Below are 18008 nucleotides of genomic sequence, written 5' to 3' on the forward strand. Positions count from 1 at the left end.
CGGATCGATTCCGTCCCCTCCGCTTCTTGTTAAGTACTAATTATGCGCTGGGCCAAATTTTAAAACCGAATTTTAGATTCTAGCCCCCATCGCCGCTGAAGAATGCGCTTCCAAAACGCTGTGCACCGCACCCAGCAAACCCGCGCGTTCGCGCAGCGCCGCCAGACGGATGTCCGGCACCACGGGCACCCAATCGAACAACAGCTCGCGGATCCGGTTCAGTCCCGCCTCGTTCAGATGCACCATTTCGCCGCTCAGGACGAGCCTCTCCGGATCGAGCACGCTGACCGTATTGGCGATCCCCGATGCCCAGCCGTGGTACACTTCATCGAGCAGCCTCTCCGCTTGCGGATGGTTTTCCTCGCCCAGCTGGATCAGCTGCTTGAGAATGCTCCCCTCCGGGTCCACACGGAGACCAAGCGCCTTCGCTTTCCCCTGAATGCCGGCAACCGAGAAATTTTTCTCAAACACGCCGAATTCGTCCTTCCGCCGTCCAGGCGAATCGCCGATCCGCATATAACCGATCTCCCCGGAGGCTTCCCTGCTCCCCCGGTACAGCTGCTTGTCGATGATGATGCCGGCTCCAATTCCCGTTCCGACATACATGTAGACCAGGCTGGACACGCCGGAGCCGGCTCCGCCGAAAAATTCCCCTTGTGTCATCATATTGACGTCGTTATCCAGCACGACCGGCAATCGAAGGCGTTCTTCGATTTCTTTGCCTACGGGCAGATCCATCCACCCCGTACTTGGGGCATGGCTGACGGTTCCGCTGAGGCGCTGCGTAATTCCCGGCAGGCCGACGCCGATCCCGATCACCCGGTCGCGATCCATACCGCTTGCATCAAGCAGGCGCGAAAGCGTAACTTCGAGCGCATGCAGCGCCGATTCGCCGTCCACCGGCTGGTTCAAGCGGGTATGGACCTGCGCGATCAGTTCGCCTTTCATGTCGGCCACCGCCATTTCGAGCTCGCTTCCCTCAAAGACGGCGCCTACCACCGCGTAAGCCTGCACATTGTATTCAAGCAGAATGGGTTTTCGTCCCCCTTTGGATTCGCCTGTGCCAACCTCCCGAATCAGCCCTTCCCCAATCATCTCTTCGACCAGCGCCGAGACGCAGGGGCGGCTAAGCTTGGTTTTTGCTGCCAGTTCGGCCCGTGACAAGCGGGGCTCCTGCCGCAGCTGGTGCAATATGCCTTCCCGATTCATCTGCTTCATAACTTTCGTATTCCCGGTTTTCCCCCGACCGATCACGATGTGCTTCACCACCTTGATTAGTTAAAATAACTAACAAATAAATTTAAGCCTCAGTATATGAATGCGCTTTCATTGTGTCAATCAGGATATGGAAAAATGATCTCTTTTTCCTAAAGAACGGTCCCCCTCGATCATTGCCGATTTCCAGGTCTCTACCCGTTCCAAGCTCCCGTGCCGCAAGCCCGGACGGGGTTTTCTTCGGGCGCTTTGCCGCCCCCTTTTTGTCGAATTCGGGATAGGCCTTCCAGCCGGACTTTTTACCTATGAGCTCTGTTTGTCCTACGAGGATCGTCAGAATGCGCGCCAAACGTCATATTCTGCATCTTCTGCATTTGGCTTCAACGAGCTGCAGCGGATGACATCATTGCACAGCAGATTTGCCTCATTGACAGAAAATATTCCCAGATCTATAATTTGAGTAATCACTCAAAATTACATTCCATGACATGAAGCACATGAAGAAAGGTCGTATTGCCGTTGGCCAACTCTAATAACGCGGACTCTAAAAAAGACCGCATCATCGCTGCCGCCCTCAAGCTTTTTTCACAAAAAGGGTTCCATGGAACCACAACGAAGGAAATCGCCAATGAATGCGGCGTCGCGGAGGGACTCATATTTTACCACTTTGGCGACAAAAGAAAGCTGCTGCTGCATATCGTGAGGAATTTTTCCTTTGCCATTCAAGCCCAAAAAATTGACGGATATTTATCCGGCAGAACGCTGGAAGAGGCGCTGGTTCTGTATGGCCTTGAATACCTGCAATTTCTGAAAAAGCATATCGACTACCTGACGTTGATCTGGTCGCCCGAAATGATCCAGGATGAAGCGGTATCCGAGGAGGTATTCCGACTGATCGGAAGCATTGAATCTGCGGGCGGCAGCATGCTGAAGCAGGGGATGGAAAAAGAGCCGTTAGCCGAAGGTACGTATGAAGTCGCCATGTCGATGCTGACGTCTTCCATCTTTCTTTATTATATGATCCACTCCCGCTTCGGCAAAAACTCCTTTACGTACGATGAGGAGTCGTATGTTCGCAAGCTTGTCCAACTCCTCCTTCACGGCCTGCATGGGCAATCGCATTAAAAGGACTGTCCGGATGCTTCGTAGTTTATATTTTTTTACATGGACTACGGAGCTTTTTTACCGAATTATTTTGAGTGAGTACTCAGTTAAAAATTCGATTTGGGAGGTTCGATATAACGATGCTGGATTTTTTAATGTCATTTGATCCAATTCCACTGCAAACACTCATCTGGCTGATACCGGTCGCCTTTTTCATTCATGACGGGGAGGAGATCCTCCTGATGGAGAAATGGCTGCGGAGCCACGGCAATCATTCCCGGATAGCTTTCGAGAACCGCCTGCTCGATCCGGGCAAAAGCATTACGCTGCAGTTCACGGTCGCCGTGCTGCTGCTCGGTTCGGTTCTCAGCTTGATTACCTTCCTATCGGTGATGCGGTTCGAAAAGAACGGCCAATTGATCATGCTCTGCGCCGGCGTTTTGGCCGTGATACTGCTCGACGGAATTAAACATGTCATATTTAGTTTGCTGCTGCGGGCCTATTCCGCGGGGGTCATCACCGCCATTTTGGTTGAAATCCCCTTTGCATCCTACGCGCTTTACCGTTTTTACGATGCGGGCAAAATCAGCTTGATTACCTTGGCCGGAGGTCTGGCTCTCGCGCTGCCGCTTACGATTCTGCTTGTTTTTTGCGGTTTAATGCTGGGCAGATGGATCATTCCATATTCAAAAGTAAGAAGATGATCTTGGATGAACTTAGATGAACTTAGATGAACTTGGATGATCCCCCAAGACTACAGCGTGTGCGTTATTGCCTACTTCGAGCTTAACAGTGAAAATATACTTCATGATTCCTTACAAAAATCCGGTCATATTCCACTTTCAAACCTCCTACCTACTGACCTTGTTGCCAAGGATCGATCACTTTATAATCTCATTGTGTGACCCTACCGCATACAGGAAGAAAACGAACAAATCCAAAAAGATAAGGAATTCACTCATGAGAAAATGGCTAGTTTGCACGTTAGCGATCATGTTAAGTTTCGCGGCGTTCACCCCCACTATTTACGCTGCTGAAGTTCGAGTATCCGTGGATGGGCGTGATGTACAGTTCCCGGATGAGCACCCCTATATCGATCAGAAATCGAATCTGACGATGGTTCCGCTTGCTTTTGTTTCCGACAAGCTCGGAGCCGCTACGAAATGGAACGGAACATTAAAGCAAATGACGATCACGCTTAACCGCGACACCGTTGTATTGGTGATTGGCGATCATCATGCCCTGGTAAACGGGAAAAGAGTCGACTTTGAAGGGGCCGCGGTGCTCAAAAACGGCCGCACGATGGTTCCGCTGCGCTTCATCAGCGAAGCCCTGCATGCAAACGTGGATTGGCAGCCTGCCCAGCATCTGGCGAACATCACGACTTCCGTGGCCAACGTTCCGAAAGGAACCTGGATATGGGACACTCATATCATCCAACAGGATCAGGATCATATCATAAACTTCGCAAAAATGAAGGGCGTAACATCGATTTACCTTCAGGTGGATCGAGATCTCGCCCCGGCGATATACGAGAGTTTTATTCGAAAAGCCACAAGCGCAGGAATGCAAGTGGAGGCCCTTGAGGGGCGCCCTGAATGGGTCTATAAGTCTAAGCAGGAGGATATTCAAAAATTCATCGCGTGGGTTAAAACCTATAATGCCTCCGCCCACCCGGACGCCCGCTTTACGGGACTGCATTTCGATATCGAGCCTTATGCGCTTAGCGAATGGACCAAGGACAATAAGGCGATTCTGGAGAGCTGGATGGACAATTTGAGGCTGATCGAAAAAGAAACCAACGGCAGCGGCTTGAGCATTGCAATGGACGTTCCGTATTGGCTGAATACGATTTATGTCCCCGGAAAGAATTACAGCATGAGCGCGTGGATGCTGGAGAAGTTCGATTGCCTGGTCATCATGAATTATCGGAATCATGCATTAGGCAGGAATGGGATTGTTGAAAATGCGCAGGGGATGTTGAGAGAAGCTTCGACGCTCAAGAAAAAAGTTGTGATTGCTGTAGAAACAGTCAAAAGCGCCGAGGGCCCGCGGGTCTCATTCTTTTCCATGAACAACGAGGCGATGGAAAAAGAGCTCCGGTCCGCCCATAATCAATTGGCGCGCTACGCAAGTTATGGCGGCTTCGCCGTTCACGATTTCAAAAGCTGGCAGGATATGAAATAAGAAGCTTCTCCTCGTTGTATTGTGTGGATAAAGCTATGTTTGCTAGACTAATAGAGCGATTTGGCATGGAACATGAAGCCTGTGCGGTCATGAGTACTTGCGGAAGCGGTGAAGCACAAGGGCTTGTGGAAGCCGCAAAACATAAGGACTTGCGGAAGCCGTGAAACATAAGGATTTCGTTACGCTAACCCGCGCTTTTTATGCCCGAAATCGCTGGTCTCAAATTCTAACGGTTGCCACTACGGCTAATACCGGGAAACGGCAGGTTTTGAATTTTTAACGGTTCTGGGTAACGTTATTTAGGCAATTCTGGGGACACAGCGACGTATTCCTGTAAAATAAGCTCACTGATATCCGTTAGAATTTGCAAATCCATAATTTGAGCGAAATAAGCGCTGGTACAACCGTTAATTTTGGGACCCGCCCTAGACACATCGTTACATTTGGGATCCGCCTTCAGGCAGTCCCTCCACCTTTGTCGGTCGAGCTGCTGCGGTCGTAGCAATATGGATCGGAACGCCAGAACGCGGCATCGCCTAACCGGATGCCACTTCATCTGCAGATTTACTAGGCTAATAGAGCGATTTGACATGGAACGTGGAGCCTATGGTGTCATGAGTACTTGCGGAAGCAGTGAAGCATATGAACTTACAGAAGCCGCGGAGCATAAGGACTTCGAGACGCTAACTCAGCTTTTATGCCCGAAATCGCTGGTCTCAAATTCTAACGGTTGCCACTGCGGCTAATACGGGGAAACGGCAGGTTTTCAATTTTTAACGGTTCTGGTTGACGTTATTTGGGCAATTATGGGGACATAGCGACGTATTCGTCCAAAATAAGCTCAATGGTATCCGTTAGAATTTGCAAATCCACAATTTGAGCGAAATAAGCGCTGGTACAACCGTTACATTTTGGGTTCCGCCTTCGGGCACAACCGTTACATTTTGGGACCCGCTTTCGGGCACCATCGTTACATTTTGAGATCCACCTTCGGGCACCATCGTAACAATTTGGGATCCGCCTTCAGGCAGTGACTTCACCTTCGTCGGTCGAGCTGCTGCAGTCGTAATCATATGGATCGGAACGCCGGAACGCGGCATCGCCTAACCGGATGCCATTTCATCTGCAGATTTACTAGGCTAATAGAGCGATATGACATGGAACATGGAGCCTATGGTGTTATGAGTTACTCGCGGAAGCCGCGAAATATAAGGACTTGTGGAAGCCGTGAAGCATATGAACTTGCGGAAGCCGCGAAACATAAGGGCTTCGTTATGCTAACTCGCGCTTTTTATGCCCAAAATCGCTGGTCTCAAATTCTAACGGTTGCCACAGCCGTTAATACCGGGAAACGGCAGGTTTTGAATTTTTAACGGTTCTGGGTAACGTTATTTAGGCAATTCTGGGGACACAGCGACGTATTCCTGCAAAATAAGCTCACTGGTGTCCGTTAGAATTTGCAAATCCACAATTTGAGCGAAATAAGCGCCGTCACAACCGTTACATTTGGGGACCCGCCTTCTGGCACCATCGTTACATTTTGGGATCCGTCTTCGCGCACAATCGTTACATTTTGAGATCCGCCCTCGAGCACAACCATTAAAATTTGGGATCCGCCCTCAGGCAGTGACTTCACCTTCGTCGGTCGAGCTGCTGTGGTTGTAGAGATATGGATCGGAACGCCGGAACGCGGCATAGCCTCACCGGATGCCATTTCATCTGCAGATGTGGTGAACTATCCACCCTATTAGGCACTTGCTGTTATTTGTACAAGCGGATGCAGCGAGAAGAAGCAGCCCGATCTGCTAATAGCTGTGATATTAGACTGAGCGTTTCTATGCGCCCTTACCGGCATCCGGCCAGGCAAAAAAGCCGCCGTCCCCGCTTTCGCAAAGCAGCGACAGACGGCATGCCTGCATTTCTATAGAGCAGTCCTGTTTTGCCCTGTCCCTTAATCCCTCGCAATATACCAATAAGCGATGCCGACGAACAAAATGCCGCCGACCATGTTGCCGAGCGTGACCGGGATCAAATTCGCGGCCATTCCCGCCCACGAGACCGTCTCCGGATGCGGGATGAACAGCGAAATCGACAGCAGCGTCATATTCGCCACGCTGTGCTCGAACCCGGAAGTAATAAAGGCGAACAGGCACCAGAAAATCATGACCAGCTTCGCGATTTCTTCCTTCAGCTTCATGGAGCACCAAACCGCGAGACAAACGAGCGTATTACACAAAATGCCGCGCATGAACAGCTCCATAAACGGCGCATTCATCTTGGCGCTTGCCGCGCTGTTGATAAAATCGGCCGTGCCGCCCTTCGCAAGACCGGTAAAGACGAAAATCGCCGCTACCAGCATGGACCCGGCAAAATTGCCGGCATAGCTGTACAGCCATATTTTGACCGTATCCAGCCAGGTCGTTTTTTTGTTCAGCGTGCTGACGACCATGACGAAGTTGTTCCCGGTAAACAGATCCGATCCGGCCATCAAAACAAGACTCAAGGCGATGCCGAAGCTGACCCCCATCACGATTTTCGTGGCGGGAGCATGGGCCGGGGACAACAACCCGCCAATCGTAAAGATCAGGATGATGCCAAAGCCAACGAACAAGCCGGCCAGCATCGAAGACACAAGGTATTTCCCCAAACTCCGGTTCAGCAGGTTTACCTTGCCGATCCCGGCGTTTTCAACGATTTGGATCGTGTTTTGCATGATGCTTCCGCCCCCCAACATAGACGTAACCGTCGATCACCGCGGTTTCGTACGTGGCGATGCAGCCGTCGTCCGGCTTTTGCACCTCGCCCGTCGTCAGCGAGATTTTCCAATCATGCAGCGGGCAAAATACGTACTCGCCCGACACGATTCCCTCGGCCAGCGGCCCGTTTTTGTGCGGGCACCGGTTGCCTACGGCGCGCACCTCGCCGTTTGACAGCCGGAATAATGCGATCGTTTCGTCCCGCACCTGGACCTCCTTGCCGATCAGCGGCTTCAGGTCCTCCAGCTTCATCACTTTCACCAGTTCCTTTGTAGCGCTCATGCGGTTCCCTCCCCGTTATGGTTTTTCCACCGTGTACATGCTGCGGCGTTCCTCGTTGTCGAGCGCGGCTTTCCAGGCTTCGCGGTACGTGCTTTTCGCCGCTTCGAAGCGACCGACCAAAATTTCGACCTCCGCTTCATCCGCCAGCATTTGGCGCACCCAATCCGCGCCCATCCGGTTCACCCAAGGGGCCGTGCGTTCGCCGTAGATGCCCGTTTCCCGGTAGAGCTGCACGTAAGCTTTGGCGAGCCTGATGACATCCTCTTCTGTTGCCACCGTCGTCAGGCTGTCGCATTCCCGGACCTCGGTGCCGCCGTTGCCGCCAAAATAAAGCTGATATCCGTTTTCCACGCACACCACGCCAAAATCTTTGGTGAGCACCTCAGCGCAGTTCCGCGGGCAGCCGGTGACGCCCATTTTCATTTTGTGCGGCGTGTCGACCATCTCGATCTCCTGCTCGAGCCGGATGCCGAGCCCCAGCGAATCCTGCGTGCCGAAGCGGCAAAATCTCGAGCCGACGCACGACTTCACGTTCCGCAGCGATTTCGAGTAGGCATACCCCGAACGCATCTCCAGCTCTTCCCACACTTTAGGGACATCCTCTTTTTTCACGCCGTACAGGCCGATGCGGCTGGCCCCCGTGATTTTCACCAGCGGCACCTCGTATTTTTTCGCCACTTCGCCGATGCGGATCAGATCCTCCGGCGTCGTCGTGCCTCCATACATCCGCGGAATGACGGAGAAGGTGCCGTCCTTCTGGATGTTGCCTTCCATCCGCTCGTTCACGTACCGGGAAGCCTTGTCGTCGGCATACGTCTCGGGACGCAGCATCCGCAGGTAGTAGTTCAACGCCGGACGGCATTTGGAGCAGCCTTCCTCATGCGCAAACCCAAGCACGATGCGCACTTCCCTTGGCGACTGCAGCCCTTTCTCCTTGATCGCGGCGACGACCTCGTCGCGGGACAACGTCGTGCAGCCGCACATGCCGGCCGCTTTTTGCGCCGAGGCATCGAATTTGTCGCCAAGCGTATGCGCGAGGATCGCTTCGACCATGCCGCGGCATTTGCCGCACGAGCCGCCGGCTTTCGTCAAGGATTTGACTTCATCGAAGGTCGTTAATCCATGTTCGAGGATCGCACCGACGATTCTTCCTTTCGTCACGCCGTTGCATCCGCAGATCGTCTCGTCCGCGCTGATCGCCGCCACGTCCAGTCCCCCGTCATCCCCGGCTTTGTGCAGCACCGATGCGCTCGTATATTCCTGAATGTCGCTTCCTTTTTTCAGCATGTTGAACAGCCGGTTGCCGTCCGAAACATCCCCATAGAGAACGACCCCGACGACCTTTCCGTCACGGACCAACACCTTTTTATAGGCTCCGGCAAATTCGTCCTGCACCACGATTGCCTTCGTATTTTCGTCTGCATGAATTTCACCGCCGCTGAACAGGTCGCAGCCCGCCACCTTCAACTGCGTGGACAGCACGCTGCCATGGTACCCTTCCGTCGGCCGGCCTGTCAGATGGTCTGCAAGCACGACGCCCTGCTCATACAGCGGCGCCACCAATCCATAAGCGATGCCGCGGTGTTCGGCGCATTCGCCGACCGCATATACGCAAGGGTCCGACGTCTGCATGACGTCATTAACCTGGATGCCCCGGCCCACCGCCAGCCCCGCTTCGCGCGCCAACGCGACGTTCGGCCGGATGCCGACGGCCATCACGACAAGATCGCATTCGACGCTGGTGCCGTCTTCGAATCGCAGTCCTTGTACCCGGCTGTCGCCGTAGATTTCCGTCGTTTTTTTCTCCATCAGGAACTTCATGCCCTGGGCTTCCAAGTCCCGCTGCAGCAGCTTCGCGGCTGCCGGGTCCAGCTGCATCTCCATCAAGTACGGCAGCAAATGCACGACATGCACGTCCATCCCTTGGTTCATCAGCCCGCGCGCCGCTTCCAGGCCCAACAGTCCGCCCCCGATAACGACCGCCTTTCTGTAGCGTTTGGCCGCTTCCAGCATCATTTTGGTGTCGTCAATCGTGCGGAAGCCGATCACGCCGTCGAGCGTATGCCCCGGTACCGGCAGAATAAACGCGCTTGACCCCGTCGCGATAATCAGCTCGTCATAAGGCACCACGCTTCCCCGATCCGTCGTGACTTGTTTTGCTTCCCGGTCGATCGCCACCACGCGCTCATTCGCCAGCAAATGTATGTCATTGGATTGATACCAATCCCAATCGTTGATCGTAATTTCCTCGAACGTCGTTTTGCCCTGCAGCACAGGGGACAACATGATGCGGTTGTAGTTCGGATAAGGTTCGTCTCCAATCATCGTCACATCATAGCGCTCGCGGTCGCGGCGAAGGATCTCCTCGATGCACCGTGCTCCCGCCATTCCGTTGCCAATCATCACCAATCTTTTTCGCATTGCCACGCCTCCTGTGCAACATTGTGAAATCTATTACATGTTAAGCGTAGCTGATTTTCAAGGATTTGGATGTATCAAAGATCACAGACATGGGAAAAGGTTCAAATTTGGGAAAAGAAAAATTTTGAGGAATTTTTAATATTGGGAGGCTGAGGCGGACCAGATTTTTCAAACGATCTACTCCCTATTCGCTAAAGAGCCAAATCGTTTATGATGAGATAAACTCAAACTTGGAAGCGGAGTGAAAAAGCATGGATGCGCAAGCGATCATTTCAAAACTCGTAGACGTTCTGAAGCAAGTCGACGGCGTGCAAGCCCTGGTATTGGGCAGTTCAAGAGCGAAGGGAACGCATCATCCCGGCTCCGATATCGATATCGGCATTTATTATGATCAAGACAAAGGGCTGGACCTTGCCCAACTGCGCCGCGCAGCCTCGGCTTTGGACGACGATCATCGAGACAACGTCATGACGGACATCGGCGGTTGGGGATCCTGGATCAATGGCGGCGGCTGGCTGCAGGTGAAGCAAATGCCGGTTGATTTTTTATACCGTGACCTCAGCAAAGTGTCCCAAGTCATTGAGCAGTGCCACGCCGGACATCTCACGATCGACTATCAGCCGGGGCATCCTCATGGATTCCTTAATGCGATTTATGCAGCTGAAGCAGCGTTGTGCAGGGTGTTATGGGATCCATCGGGACTTGTTGGTGAAATGAAGAGCAGAATGACCCCCTACCCGCATGCGCTTCAAAAGGCGATCATCGAAAAATTTCTGTGGGAAGCAAGTTTTTCGCTGGAGATCGGAAAAAAAGGCATCCCTAAAAAAGACTTATCTTATATCGCCGGATGCTGTTTCAGGGCCGTCTCCTGCTTGAATCAGGTTTTGTTTGCCCTGAACGAAACGTATTGGATGAACGAAAAAGGAGCTGCGGCCATCGCCGATTCTTTTTCCACGGTGCCAAGCCAATATTCCAAAAGAGTCAATAACATCATCACCCTGGTCACGGAAGATCAAACCGGTTTAGAGAAGGCATTGGAAACACTGCGTAATTTGATTCAGGAAACGGAGCATCTGGTAAAGATGAAAGGTGTGTATTGACGTAATCGGTTGAACGTTCATTCAACAAGAGCAAATCCCAAAAAATCTGGCGTATCCTTTTTCAAAGTCCGGTTTGTGCGGATCGCCCCGAGTAAGTTCGATCATATCACACAAACTATAAATCCGGTCATAACACCAGCTTCTGCCTGAATTCTTCGGGGTAATAACGCATATGCATAACAAAAAACGACAGTATCAACATATCCTGCCGCTTGGCGTTATGAACATCGGATCATGTCTGCATCAGTTCTTTGTTCCAGGTCACTGAAAACGCAGATCAAAGCATCCAGCCTGGTTCAACATTTATGGTAGCCTCGGATTATTCATGGACCTCATTTCATGATCATGCAGACATAGTTCCAAGATAAATAGTCGGCATGTGGTTCCGTTCAAAGTCACGAAAAAAAAGCACGCAAAAGATCCTTTTCAAGAACCATGCATGCTTCGCCCCCAACTTATTTCATTACTATAAATATACAAATAACCAATGCTATTGGTAATAATCAAGATCAAAATCTTCTTCTATTGCTTGGGAAATCGGGCCCCTTCGTATCGTCAATATATTCAACTGCGGATTCCATGGCACGGATGATTCGCTGAATAGATGCAAATTCGGGATCCTCGGGGCCTAAATCCTCCATGAACATCATTTGCAGGATTTGTCTATAAAATAATATCCTCTCGTTAAATCTCTCTTTTTCCAAACGAATGATATCTTCAATGGTATGTGAATGGATGAACTCCATGAGTGGATTCTCTTCCGTTGATCTTCTATCCCACTCCCAGGTTGTGCTGATCTGTTCTTCGGTATCAGAAAGGTCAATAGAGGAACGAATACTATTAAATGTTATGTGTTCTTTTGCCAACATAACGTGAAATGATTTGTTTTGGAACAGCTCTTTGAGAACCATTACACACATTTGTCGATTCGCAAGTAAGATACCTTCGAAAGGGTGAATGATCCAAAGGCCATCTTGCGGGTACAAATTAAACGTAAAAAATTCTCCTCCATAGTTATACTTAATCGAAATAGAATGATTCGACATTAGTTCATAATGAAACTCTTGCATAGGTTTCCCCTCCCGCTACGCTTCTACTAAACCTATCATAGCAGAAGCATTAACGTTCAGGTATCTCTATCAGCTATAGAATCAGCACGTTCGGATGCAGCCGCTACAATCAGTATGGTCAGCAGTCCAGTGCAGACGATGATACCAAGCATCGCATTCACCCCATTGTTTTTACTACTATATATGCAATCCGGTGAAGGTATATGCTATCTATCATTCCCTGCGCTTAGAATTCTATGCTGAAAAGAGAAAGAGGAGGCAATGCCCCCTCCTTTTCCTCAGATATATGACAGTTGTCTCTTCTAATCAAGAAGGCCAAACTCCGCGCTTTTTAATTCAGGATTTGGAGTAGTACCCGGTTTCATACCGAGACGTTGACCCATTCGTTGATTGATTTCGCCAAGACGCTTGTTTTGTTCACTCGCTGTTTGAATAATAGTCCGGTTCGATTGTTCGAAAAGATCCATCGCTGCAAACAAATCCGAAATTCCCCGTTCAATGGAATCCATCTGCAATCCAGGTTTGCTCAATAAATCGTTTGTCTTTTGCGTTGTCTCTTTCAACAGCCTCGAATTCTCCTCAAACATACTGCTTAGAGTAGCATTGGTATTGTTTACCGCTTCAATAGTTTGAGCTTGATCATTCAGTGCCATCGAAATCATAGCCGAGACGGTAAGCAGATTTTGCGTCTTCTCGATGGTTGCATCCACAGCGTCAATAAGCTTGTCGTTATTGTCGTTGATGATATCCGTTCCAGCAATCGCCTGCTGATAGAGCAGAATCATTTCCTGGAAGGACTGAATCCGGGTAACTACCTTACGCAGGCCGCGCTCTAATAGCGATTTGCGTGCCTCGCTTTCCGTCTTTGCAATTTCGTCCTCGAACAATGACTTCAATTTTTCGCCCATGGCAATCCGCATTTGAAGTTGATATACGTTTTCGATCGACGTTCTTTTCAGAGCCTTCATGTAAGCCATATTCTCCTCAAGCGTTTCCTTGCCATTACGAAGCGATTGTACAATTGCATTGACGTTTGTTTTGACTGATTGGTACTTATAAACGTAATTTTTTAGAGGAGATTTTTTCAGGATCTTGTCCATAAAACCAAGCTGTTTACTCTTGCTCAAGGAATCAATCTCGCCGCGCAATTTCAAAATGTTGCTTTGGACTTCAGAACGTTTCCCAGACATCAGCTCGTTTACCGGCCGCTCGAGCATCGCAAGAGATTGACTTGCCTGCTCCATCGTCTTTGATCCCATCTTCCCGATCGTATCCATAAGTGGTTCCAACTCCATCGTATCGGTACCTGATACTCTACTTAGCAGTTGCTTCGCCTCTTCTTCAACTTTCATCAGATCAGGTTGTTTCAATTCAACGAGTTGTGTGGCCATTCTTATTCCTCCTCTAAATTAGTCGGTAGTTCCATACCTTTGATGGATGAGTTCCACCCTTGCCTGAAGTTCAATGAGATCCTTTTGCTCGATCGTCTCAACATAGGATGAAAGTTTTGCGTTAATATCCTTTAATCCATTTAGCAATAAGCGACGGTTCATTTGCTTGCCTTCCCCGCTGAGTTTCAGGAATGGATTGATTGCTCCGTTCAAGTCCTTGAATACGAGCCGCTGTATATTATGATTTATATTGCTGGCATTCATTTCTCGTAGCTGGGGAATTAAGTGCTTGATTCTTGTAAGAAGACTTAAGCTTTTCTCCACGATCTCATTATCAAGCGCATCCTTTTGTCCCTCCGAAATAATCATTTCTTGGAGAACATCAATGTAGTCCTGAATCTGCCCCCAAAATGGATCTTGTTGGATGGCATGCTCCGTTTCTTCAATACCTAGTCGCTCATTGACAGGCTTCTGCTCATTAAGCTTTGGCTTTTCAGTAATTGTCTGAGAAGGAATGGTTGGCCCTTTTAATGCGATCGAATGTTTACTTAGTACAATGAAACCAATAATGGAGACTGCTGTTGGAATTAACAGATCCAATGCGACGGGGAGAAAAAAGGATGCGATCAAACTGGCGACATAGCCAGCCGCTGCAGCACCAATGGCGATTTTATATTTCAGCTGCACAGAATATGTACCCCCTCTTATCTTTGATCGGTTAAATTCGCGTATTCTTCTGCAATCCGCTTTTCGTAGTGCTTTTGAATAGCCTCTACGTACCCAGCCGGTTTCGTTTTTGACCAGACTGTAAAACGCGGAATCTCAGTAAGAACTACCGTATCGTCTGGGAGTTTTTCTGAATTAATAATGGAGTAACCTATATCATATTTGCGACAGTCTCTCAATGCACTAAATATTTCTGCTAAGACACCTGATGGATGGGATCTTGTCTTTCCTGTCCCTTTGCAAATGCAACATTCAAGTCCATGGATCAATCCAGTCATTGAACAAGCAAGGCATCCTTCTTCCTTTCCTGCTTTGGCGATAATCAAACGGTCGTTTTGTGTGGTGAACGATACGTCTGAATCCGTATCCAACTGCAGATGCGAGCGAAGTTTACCGGAAATCGATAGCTGGCCTTTCTTTGTAATACGAACCGGCTTGATCAACACGGTCTTCTCGAATGCGTCGTATTTCGAGATAATAAGGCAGTGATACGGTCCTGTTTCGACTTTCAGGGCATCCGTTCCCGGAGTAATGCCGAGAAAATCCTTTGCAGCCTTAGGGATGGTAACAAGCCCTGTCTTTGAAACTGGAGCATAGAGCATGTGGGCATCCCCTTTCTTTATTACGTATCATTACTATGTATTACTTTTTATTACCTCGATGATAAAAGAATTGTTGAAGCCTGTCAAATTAAGGAATATAAAAAAATACCGACCCATGGAGGATCGGAACACCCAGACTAGATCTGGTGTCTAAGAATGATTTCTTTTTCGTAATGTGTGGCCATGATATTAAGCTGGTATTTCGGAATCGAAATTTCTTTTCCGAGCAATAGTTTCAGCGCAAGGTAAGGAAAATTGATCCCACTTAAGCAAGACGTATACATGCCACCGGACATTCTGGGATTTATTTCGAGCAACTTTGGCGTTTCGCCTTGATAAATGAATTGGATATTAAAGTTGTATTTCAGAGGAAGTTGTTGGTGGATCGAGGAAGACAACTGGATTAGGTTTTGGTTATCTTCGAGCGCTCTTATCCTTCCCTCTACCTTTTTACGAGGAACGGCCGCCAACAGCTGGTGCTTCGTGCCTAGACAATCTACGCTGTACTCGCTTCCTTTAAGATGCTCCATGACCATAAGCGGTGCAAAAGGCTCCTCGTGTTTTTTTATTAATCGAAGGATATCCCCTATGTAAATCCTTGGTTTAACTGACTCATAAAGAGATTGAATCGTAGGAGGGGTTTTATCGATAATTCGAAAACCCGCTCCTCCTTCGCCTGTTACTGGCTTTACACAAACATCTAATCCCTTTTCATCGAGGCTATGGTAAGCTTTAATAAACTCCTCTGCCGTCGTCACGACATAATGTTCCGGAATGTGGAGGCCTTGAATGTTTGCTAATCTATTAAATATTTCACCTTTATCAGAAACGATCCTTAACAGTTCCGGATCACCCGAAAACATAACTCTGGTGCCAATCCGACTAAAGTCTTCCGCATAAGGAGCAAGATCCGACAGACCAAAGTGGGGAATAAAAACATCAATTTGGTGTTTCCGGCAGAAGTCAATGCAATACTCTACATACTCATTCATTTGAAGAACAGGTTCGAGCTCTGAATAATCTGCCGCTTGTAGCATTAAGGAATGCCGTTTCGGGTGTGTAGCGTATATTTCCACCTTCAGATCATCAGGATTGTTTCGGATCATTTCGACATAATGAATTGCTGTGGCGAAAGTACGATTAAACCATATTCGTGTAGTCATAAGCTCCTCCTAACGGGCAGAAATAAGTTGATTTTTGTGTTCTAAGAGCGCCTGAAGCACCCGCTCCAGAAGTTCCTCTGAAGCCCTGATTCCGGAAGATTCCGTGAACCGATGAAGGTTGCTGTCTTTATAAATTGCGTAGAGCTCGCCGTGGCGAGGAGCGATTGCAAAATCCGCGACTTGTAAGAGGCTTTCATCCAGTAAGGAATCTCCCGAAGCAGCAATGTAAGTTGCTCCGATACGTTCCTTCAAATATATCAGCGCATCTCCTTTGGTTATCCTTGCGGGCACAAGGTAGACCTTTCTTCCTTGTACAGATAATACCCATCCAAAATCGAGCAACTTCTGCCTGAAATGTTCTAGCTTTTCAAGTGGAGTTCTTTCTGGATCAATGATCATAGTATAAAAGAGATTATCACATAGCCATCCGCGCAGGGCCCACTCGGGTGAGGATATTTCATCATACATTGCCTTAATTTCATCGCTGTCGGCACTCAATTTCAAAGCGGCTTTTACCCGTTCACACCATTCCATATCGGGTTCCCCGTTCACAAGTATATTTCCACCATTGCTCGTAATGGCATACTTCACATTCGCATGCTTTGAAAAGTGAAAAACTCTTTGATACTGCGAAATGGTTCGAGTTGTTACCGGCACAAAAGATGAAACTTGAACAATCGAAACCATTTGTTCTAAGGCACGGTAAGTCATAAAGGAGGTGAACATCCCCCCATTTTCCTCCACCGGCATAATTTCTTTATCAGACAGTGTCTCTTCCATTGATTTTTTGGAATAAATCAAGGTTTTGTCGAGGTCGCTTGCAAATATCATCACGATTTATCTCCCCCATTTACTGGCTTGATGATTCCGCAACACGAATAGGTTAGATCAGGATATACCTCAACAGGAACGTTACGATCTTTGGCTAACAATAGGATGTGTTTAAGGTTCGGGTTGTCCATGCGGTCAACGAGGATCTTCCATGGTACACGGCGTAGGAGAACCCGGGTTGTTTCTCCAACACCTGGTTTAACTAAGTTCACGTCTGTTATACCAAAGTCATCCTGGATTCTCTTAATATCTTTCATTCCTTTCCATGTCGCTTCTGTCTCATGAGGCGAGGTCAATAGATAGGCTGCTTGTTGTTTCGCTTCTTCCACTACCGCCGGGAAAAAGTCAGTAATCGTATCAACAAAGAGGTTAGATACATCATCCTTCAACCATTCCTTATAAAACTTGGCACCGTGGAAATCATTGGGGCCAATTAGGTCAGCTCGCAATACGGTTCTGCTCATTAGTCCAGAAACGGTAGAGTTCAGGCAGGCGCTGGGAATAAGAAAGTCTTCCCGCGTACCAAAGGTTGATGAACAGCGACCGGGATCTGCGAGAACTGCCAGGTCGTCATCAATGATGATGCCATACTTAACCTTTAAAGTTTGCCGGGCTTCAATGAGAACATTTCGAATTGCCCCTTTTCCAGTCCAACCATCAACAAACTGAATCTCGTATTGAGGATGTTGTTTCAACATATAAAGAACTGCGTTTTCGTCGATCCCTTTCCCTCTGATTATGGAGATGCTGTAGTGGGGAAGATCCCGATGATAAGCCATACGAATGTAGCGTTTAATTAAGATTCCAATCGGCGTTCCGGCTCTAGCAAGAGAAGCGATGATGGTTTCTTCACCCCGTTTCGCCCATATCAGCTCCGCCGTAATTGCAGCAGCGAGAGCAACCTTCCGTGCTTTCGCCTTCAGGGTGTCATGGAAAAGTTGGATGTATTCTTGAGTTGGCTGATATTCGACCGGTAACATCTCGGAATAATGCGTTCCCGACTGTATGGCCTCTTCCCTATCCTCTGTGCCCTTTTCCAACTGAACAGAACTTAGATCTTTAAGTAAAAACACAACATCGTCAGGACTGTAGCTGCCTAACAGCGTAGGTTCCGGAATGGGTTTAATACTTGTTTGGATGGACATGAATATACCCCCATA

The 18008-nt window shown here is 48.8% G+C and carries 16 protein-coding genes; 4 read left to right on the top strand and 12 right to left on the bottom strand.

Annotated elements, in window-relative coordinates:
• Positions 1-72 precede the first annotated feature (72 nt).
• Positions 73-1218 (bottom strand): ROK family transcriptional regulator, encoded by a 1146-nt coding sequence (locus AC27KL_RS21010; protein WP_487170924.1) that lies wholly within the window; start codon positions 1216-1218, stop codon positions 73-75.
• 82 nt (positions 1219-1300) lie between these two features.
• Positions 1301-1564, bottom strand: a complete 264-nt coding sequence (locus tag AC27KL_RS21015) for a hypothetical protein (RefSeq protein ID WP_487170925.1) — start codon at positions 1562-1564, stop codon at positions 1301-1303.
• A gap of 170 nt (positions 1565-1734) precedes the next feature.
• On the opposite strand from AC27KL_RS21015, the gene AC27KL_RS21020 reads away from it, so the two are divergent.
• From AC27KL_RS21020 to AC27KL_RS21030, 3 genes are all read left to right on the top strand, one after another.
• Positions 1735-2340 (top strand): TetR/AcrR family transcriptional regulator, encoded by a 606-nt coding sequence (locus AC27KL_RS21020; RefSeq protein ID WP_339323517.1) that lies wholly within the window; start codon positions 1735-1737, stop codon positions 2338-2340.
• A gap of 134 nt (positions 2341-2474) precedes the next feature.
• On the top strand, positions 2475-3023 hold the full coding sequence (locus AC27KL_RS21025; RefSeq protein ID WP_487170975.1) for an HXXEE domain-containing protein: 549 nt from the start codon (positions 2475-2477) through the stop codon (positions 3021-3023).
• Positions 3024-3279: 256 nt separating this feature from the next.
• Complete coding sequence (locus tag AC27KL_RS21030; RefSeq protein WP_487170976.1) at positions 3280-4506, top strand: copper amine oxidase N-terminal domain-containing protein; 1227 nt, start codon at positions 3280-3282, stop codon at positions 4504-4506.
• A 1951-nt stretch (positions 4507-6457) separates the two neighbouring features.
• Here the strand turns inward: AC27KL_RS21030 and AC27KL_RS21035 are convergent.
• From AC27KL_RS21035 to nirB, 3 genes are read right to left on the bottom strand one after another with little or no spacing between them, the layout of a single operon-like run.
• Complete coding sequence (locus tag AC27KL_RS21035; protein WP_339323513.1) at positions 6458-7219, bottom strand: formate/nitrite transporter family protein; 762 nt, start codon at positions 7217-7219, stop codon at positions 6458-6460.
• Complete coding sequence (gene nirD, locus AC27KL_RS21040; protein WP_487170926.1) at positions 7194-7544, bottom strand: nitrite reductase small subunit NirD; 351 nt, start codon at positions 7542-7544, stop codon at positions 7194-7196. Before nirD ends, AC27KL_RS21035 begins: the two co-directional genes overlap by 26 nt.
• A gap of 15 nt (positions 7545-7559) precedes the next feature.
• Positions 7560-9965: a nitrite reductase large subunit NirB gene (nirB, locus tag AC27KL_RS21045; protein WP_487170927.1), complete on the bottom strand. Its 2406-nt coding sequence runs from the start codon at positions 9963-9965 to the stop codon at positions 7560-7562.
• 251 nt (positions 9966-10216) lie between these two features.
• Here nirB and AC27KL_RS21050 point away from each other — a divergent pair, with 251 nt between their 5' ends.
• The gene (locus AC27KL_RS21050; protein WP_487170928.1) at positions 10217-11065 is read left to right on the top strand and encodes a nucleotidyltransferase domain-containing protein; all 849 of its coding nucleotides are present in this window, start codon (positions 10217-10219) and stop codon (positions 11063-11065) included.
• A gap of 509 nt (positions 11066-11574) precedes the next feature.
• Here the strand turns inward: AC27KL_RS21050 and AC27KL_RS21055 are convergent.
• The 7 genes from AC27KL_RS21055 to AC27KL_RS21085 form a co-directional block, all read right to left on the bottom strand.
• On the bottom strand, positions 11575-12135 hold the full coding sequence (locus tag AC27KL_RS21055; RefSeq protein WP_487170929.1) for a hypothetical protein: 561 nt from the start codon (positions 12133-12135) through the stop codon (positions 11575-11577).
• A gap of 302 nt (positions 12136-12437) precedes the next feature.
• Complete coding sequence (locus tag AC27KL_RS21060) at positions 12438-13526, bottom strand: toxic anion resistance protein (protein ID WP_487170930.1); 1089 nt, start codon at positions 13524-13526, stop codon at positions 12438-12440.
• Between the two features lie 18 nt (positions 13527-13544).
• Entirely contained in the window at positions 13545-14213 is a 669-nt protein-coding gene (locus AC27KL_RS21065) for a hypothetical protein (RefSeq protein ID WP_487170931.1), read from the bottom strand.
• Positions 14214-14230: 17 nt separating this feature from the next.
• A complete protein-coding gene (locus AC27KL_RS21070; RefSeq protein ID WP_487170932.1) occupies positions 14231-14854 on the bottom strand; it encodes a hypothetical protein in 624 nt (207 codons plus the stop codon).
• Between the two features lie 137 nt (positions 14855-14991).
• On the bottom strand, positions 14992-16017 hold the full coding sequence (locus AC27KL_RS21075; RefSeq protein ID WP_487170933.1) for an ATP-grasp domain-containing protein: 1026 nt from the start codon (positions 16015-16017) through the stop codon (positions 14992-14994).
• Between the two features lie 9 nt (positions 16018-16026).
• Positions 16027-16848 (bottom strand): HAD family hydrolase, encoded by an 822-nt coding sequence (locus AC27KL_RS21080; RefSeq protein WP_487170977.1) that lies wholly within the window; start codon positions 16846-16848, stop codon positions 16027-16029.
• Positions 16848-17993: a cysteine protease StiP family protein gene (locus AC27KL_RS21085; protein WP_487170934.1), complete on the bottom strand. Its 1146-nt coding sequence runs from the start codon at positions 17991-17993 to the stop codon at positions 16848-16850. The genes AC27KL_RS21080 and AC27KL_RS21085 overlap by 1 nt, the downstream gene beginning before the upstream one ends.
• Between the last annotated feature and the right edge of the window lie 15 nt (positions 17994-18008).

This window comes from Paenibacillus sp. YAE3, from assembly GCF_057546105.1.

What these genes read in the sequence shown, in the direction of transcription:
- AC27KL_RS21010 (WP_487170924.1), bottom strand. Translation starts at nt 1,218, where the DNA reads ATGAAGCAGATGAATCGGGAAGGCATATTGCACCAGCTGCGGCAGGAG.
- AC27KL_RS21025 (WP_487170975.1), top strand. Translation starts at nt 2,475, where the DNA reads ATGTCATTTGATCCAATTCCACTGCAAACACTCATCTGGCTGATACCG.
- AC27KL_RS21030 (WP_487170976.1), top strand. Translation starts at nt 3,280, where the DNA reads ATGAGAAAATGGCTAGTTTGCACGTTAGCGATCATGTTAAGTTTCGCG.
- AC27KL_RS21035 (WP_339323513.1), bottom strand. Translation starts at nt 7,219, where the DNA reads ATGCAAAACACGATCCAAATCGTTGAAAACGCCGGGATCGGCAAGGTA.
- nirD (WP_487170926.1), bottom strand. Translation starts at nt 7,544, where the DNA reads ATGAGCGCTACAAAGGAACTGGTGAAAGTGATGAAGCTGGAGGACCTG.
- nirB (WP_487170927.1), bottom strand. Translation starts at nt 9,965, where the DNA reads ATGCGAAAAAGATTGGTGATGATTGGCAACGGAATGGCGGGAGCACGG.
- AC27KL_RS21050 (WP_487170928.1), top strand. Translation starts at nt 10,217, where the DNA reads ATGGATGCGCAAGCGATCATTTCAAAACTCGTAGACGTTCTGAAGCAA.
- AC27KL_RS21055 (WP_487170929.1), bottom strand. Translation starts at nt 12,135, where the DNA reads ATGCAAGAGTTTCATTATGAACTAATGTCGAATCATTCTATTTCGATT.
- AC27KL_RS21060 (WP_487170930.1), bottom strand. Translation starts at nt 13,526, where the DNA reads ATGGCCACACAACTCGTTGAATTGAAACAACCTGATCTGATGAAAGTT.
- AC27KL_RS21070 (WP_487170932.1), bottom strand. Translation starts at nt 14,854, where the DNA reads ATGCTCTATGCTCCAGTTTCAAAGACAGGGCTTGTTACCATCCCTAAG.
- AC27KL_RS21075 (WP_487170933.1), bottom strand. Translation starts at nt 16,017, where the DNA reads ATGACTACACGAATATGGTTTAATCGTACTTTCGCCACAGCAATTCAT.
- AC27KL_RS21080 (WP_487170977.1), bottom strand. Translation starts at nt 16,848, where the DNA reads ATGATATTTGCAAGCGACCTCGACAAAACCTTGATTTATTCCAAAAAA.
- AC27KL_RS21085 (WP_487170934.1), bottom strand. Translation starts at nt 17,993, where the DNA reads ATGTCCATCCAAACAAGTATTAAACCCATTCCGGAACCTACGCTGTTA.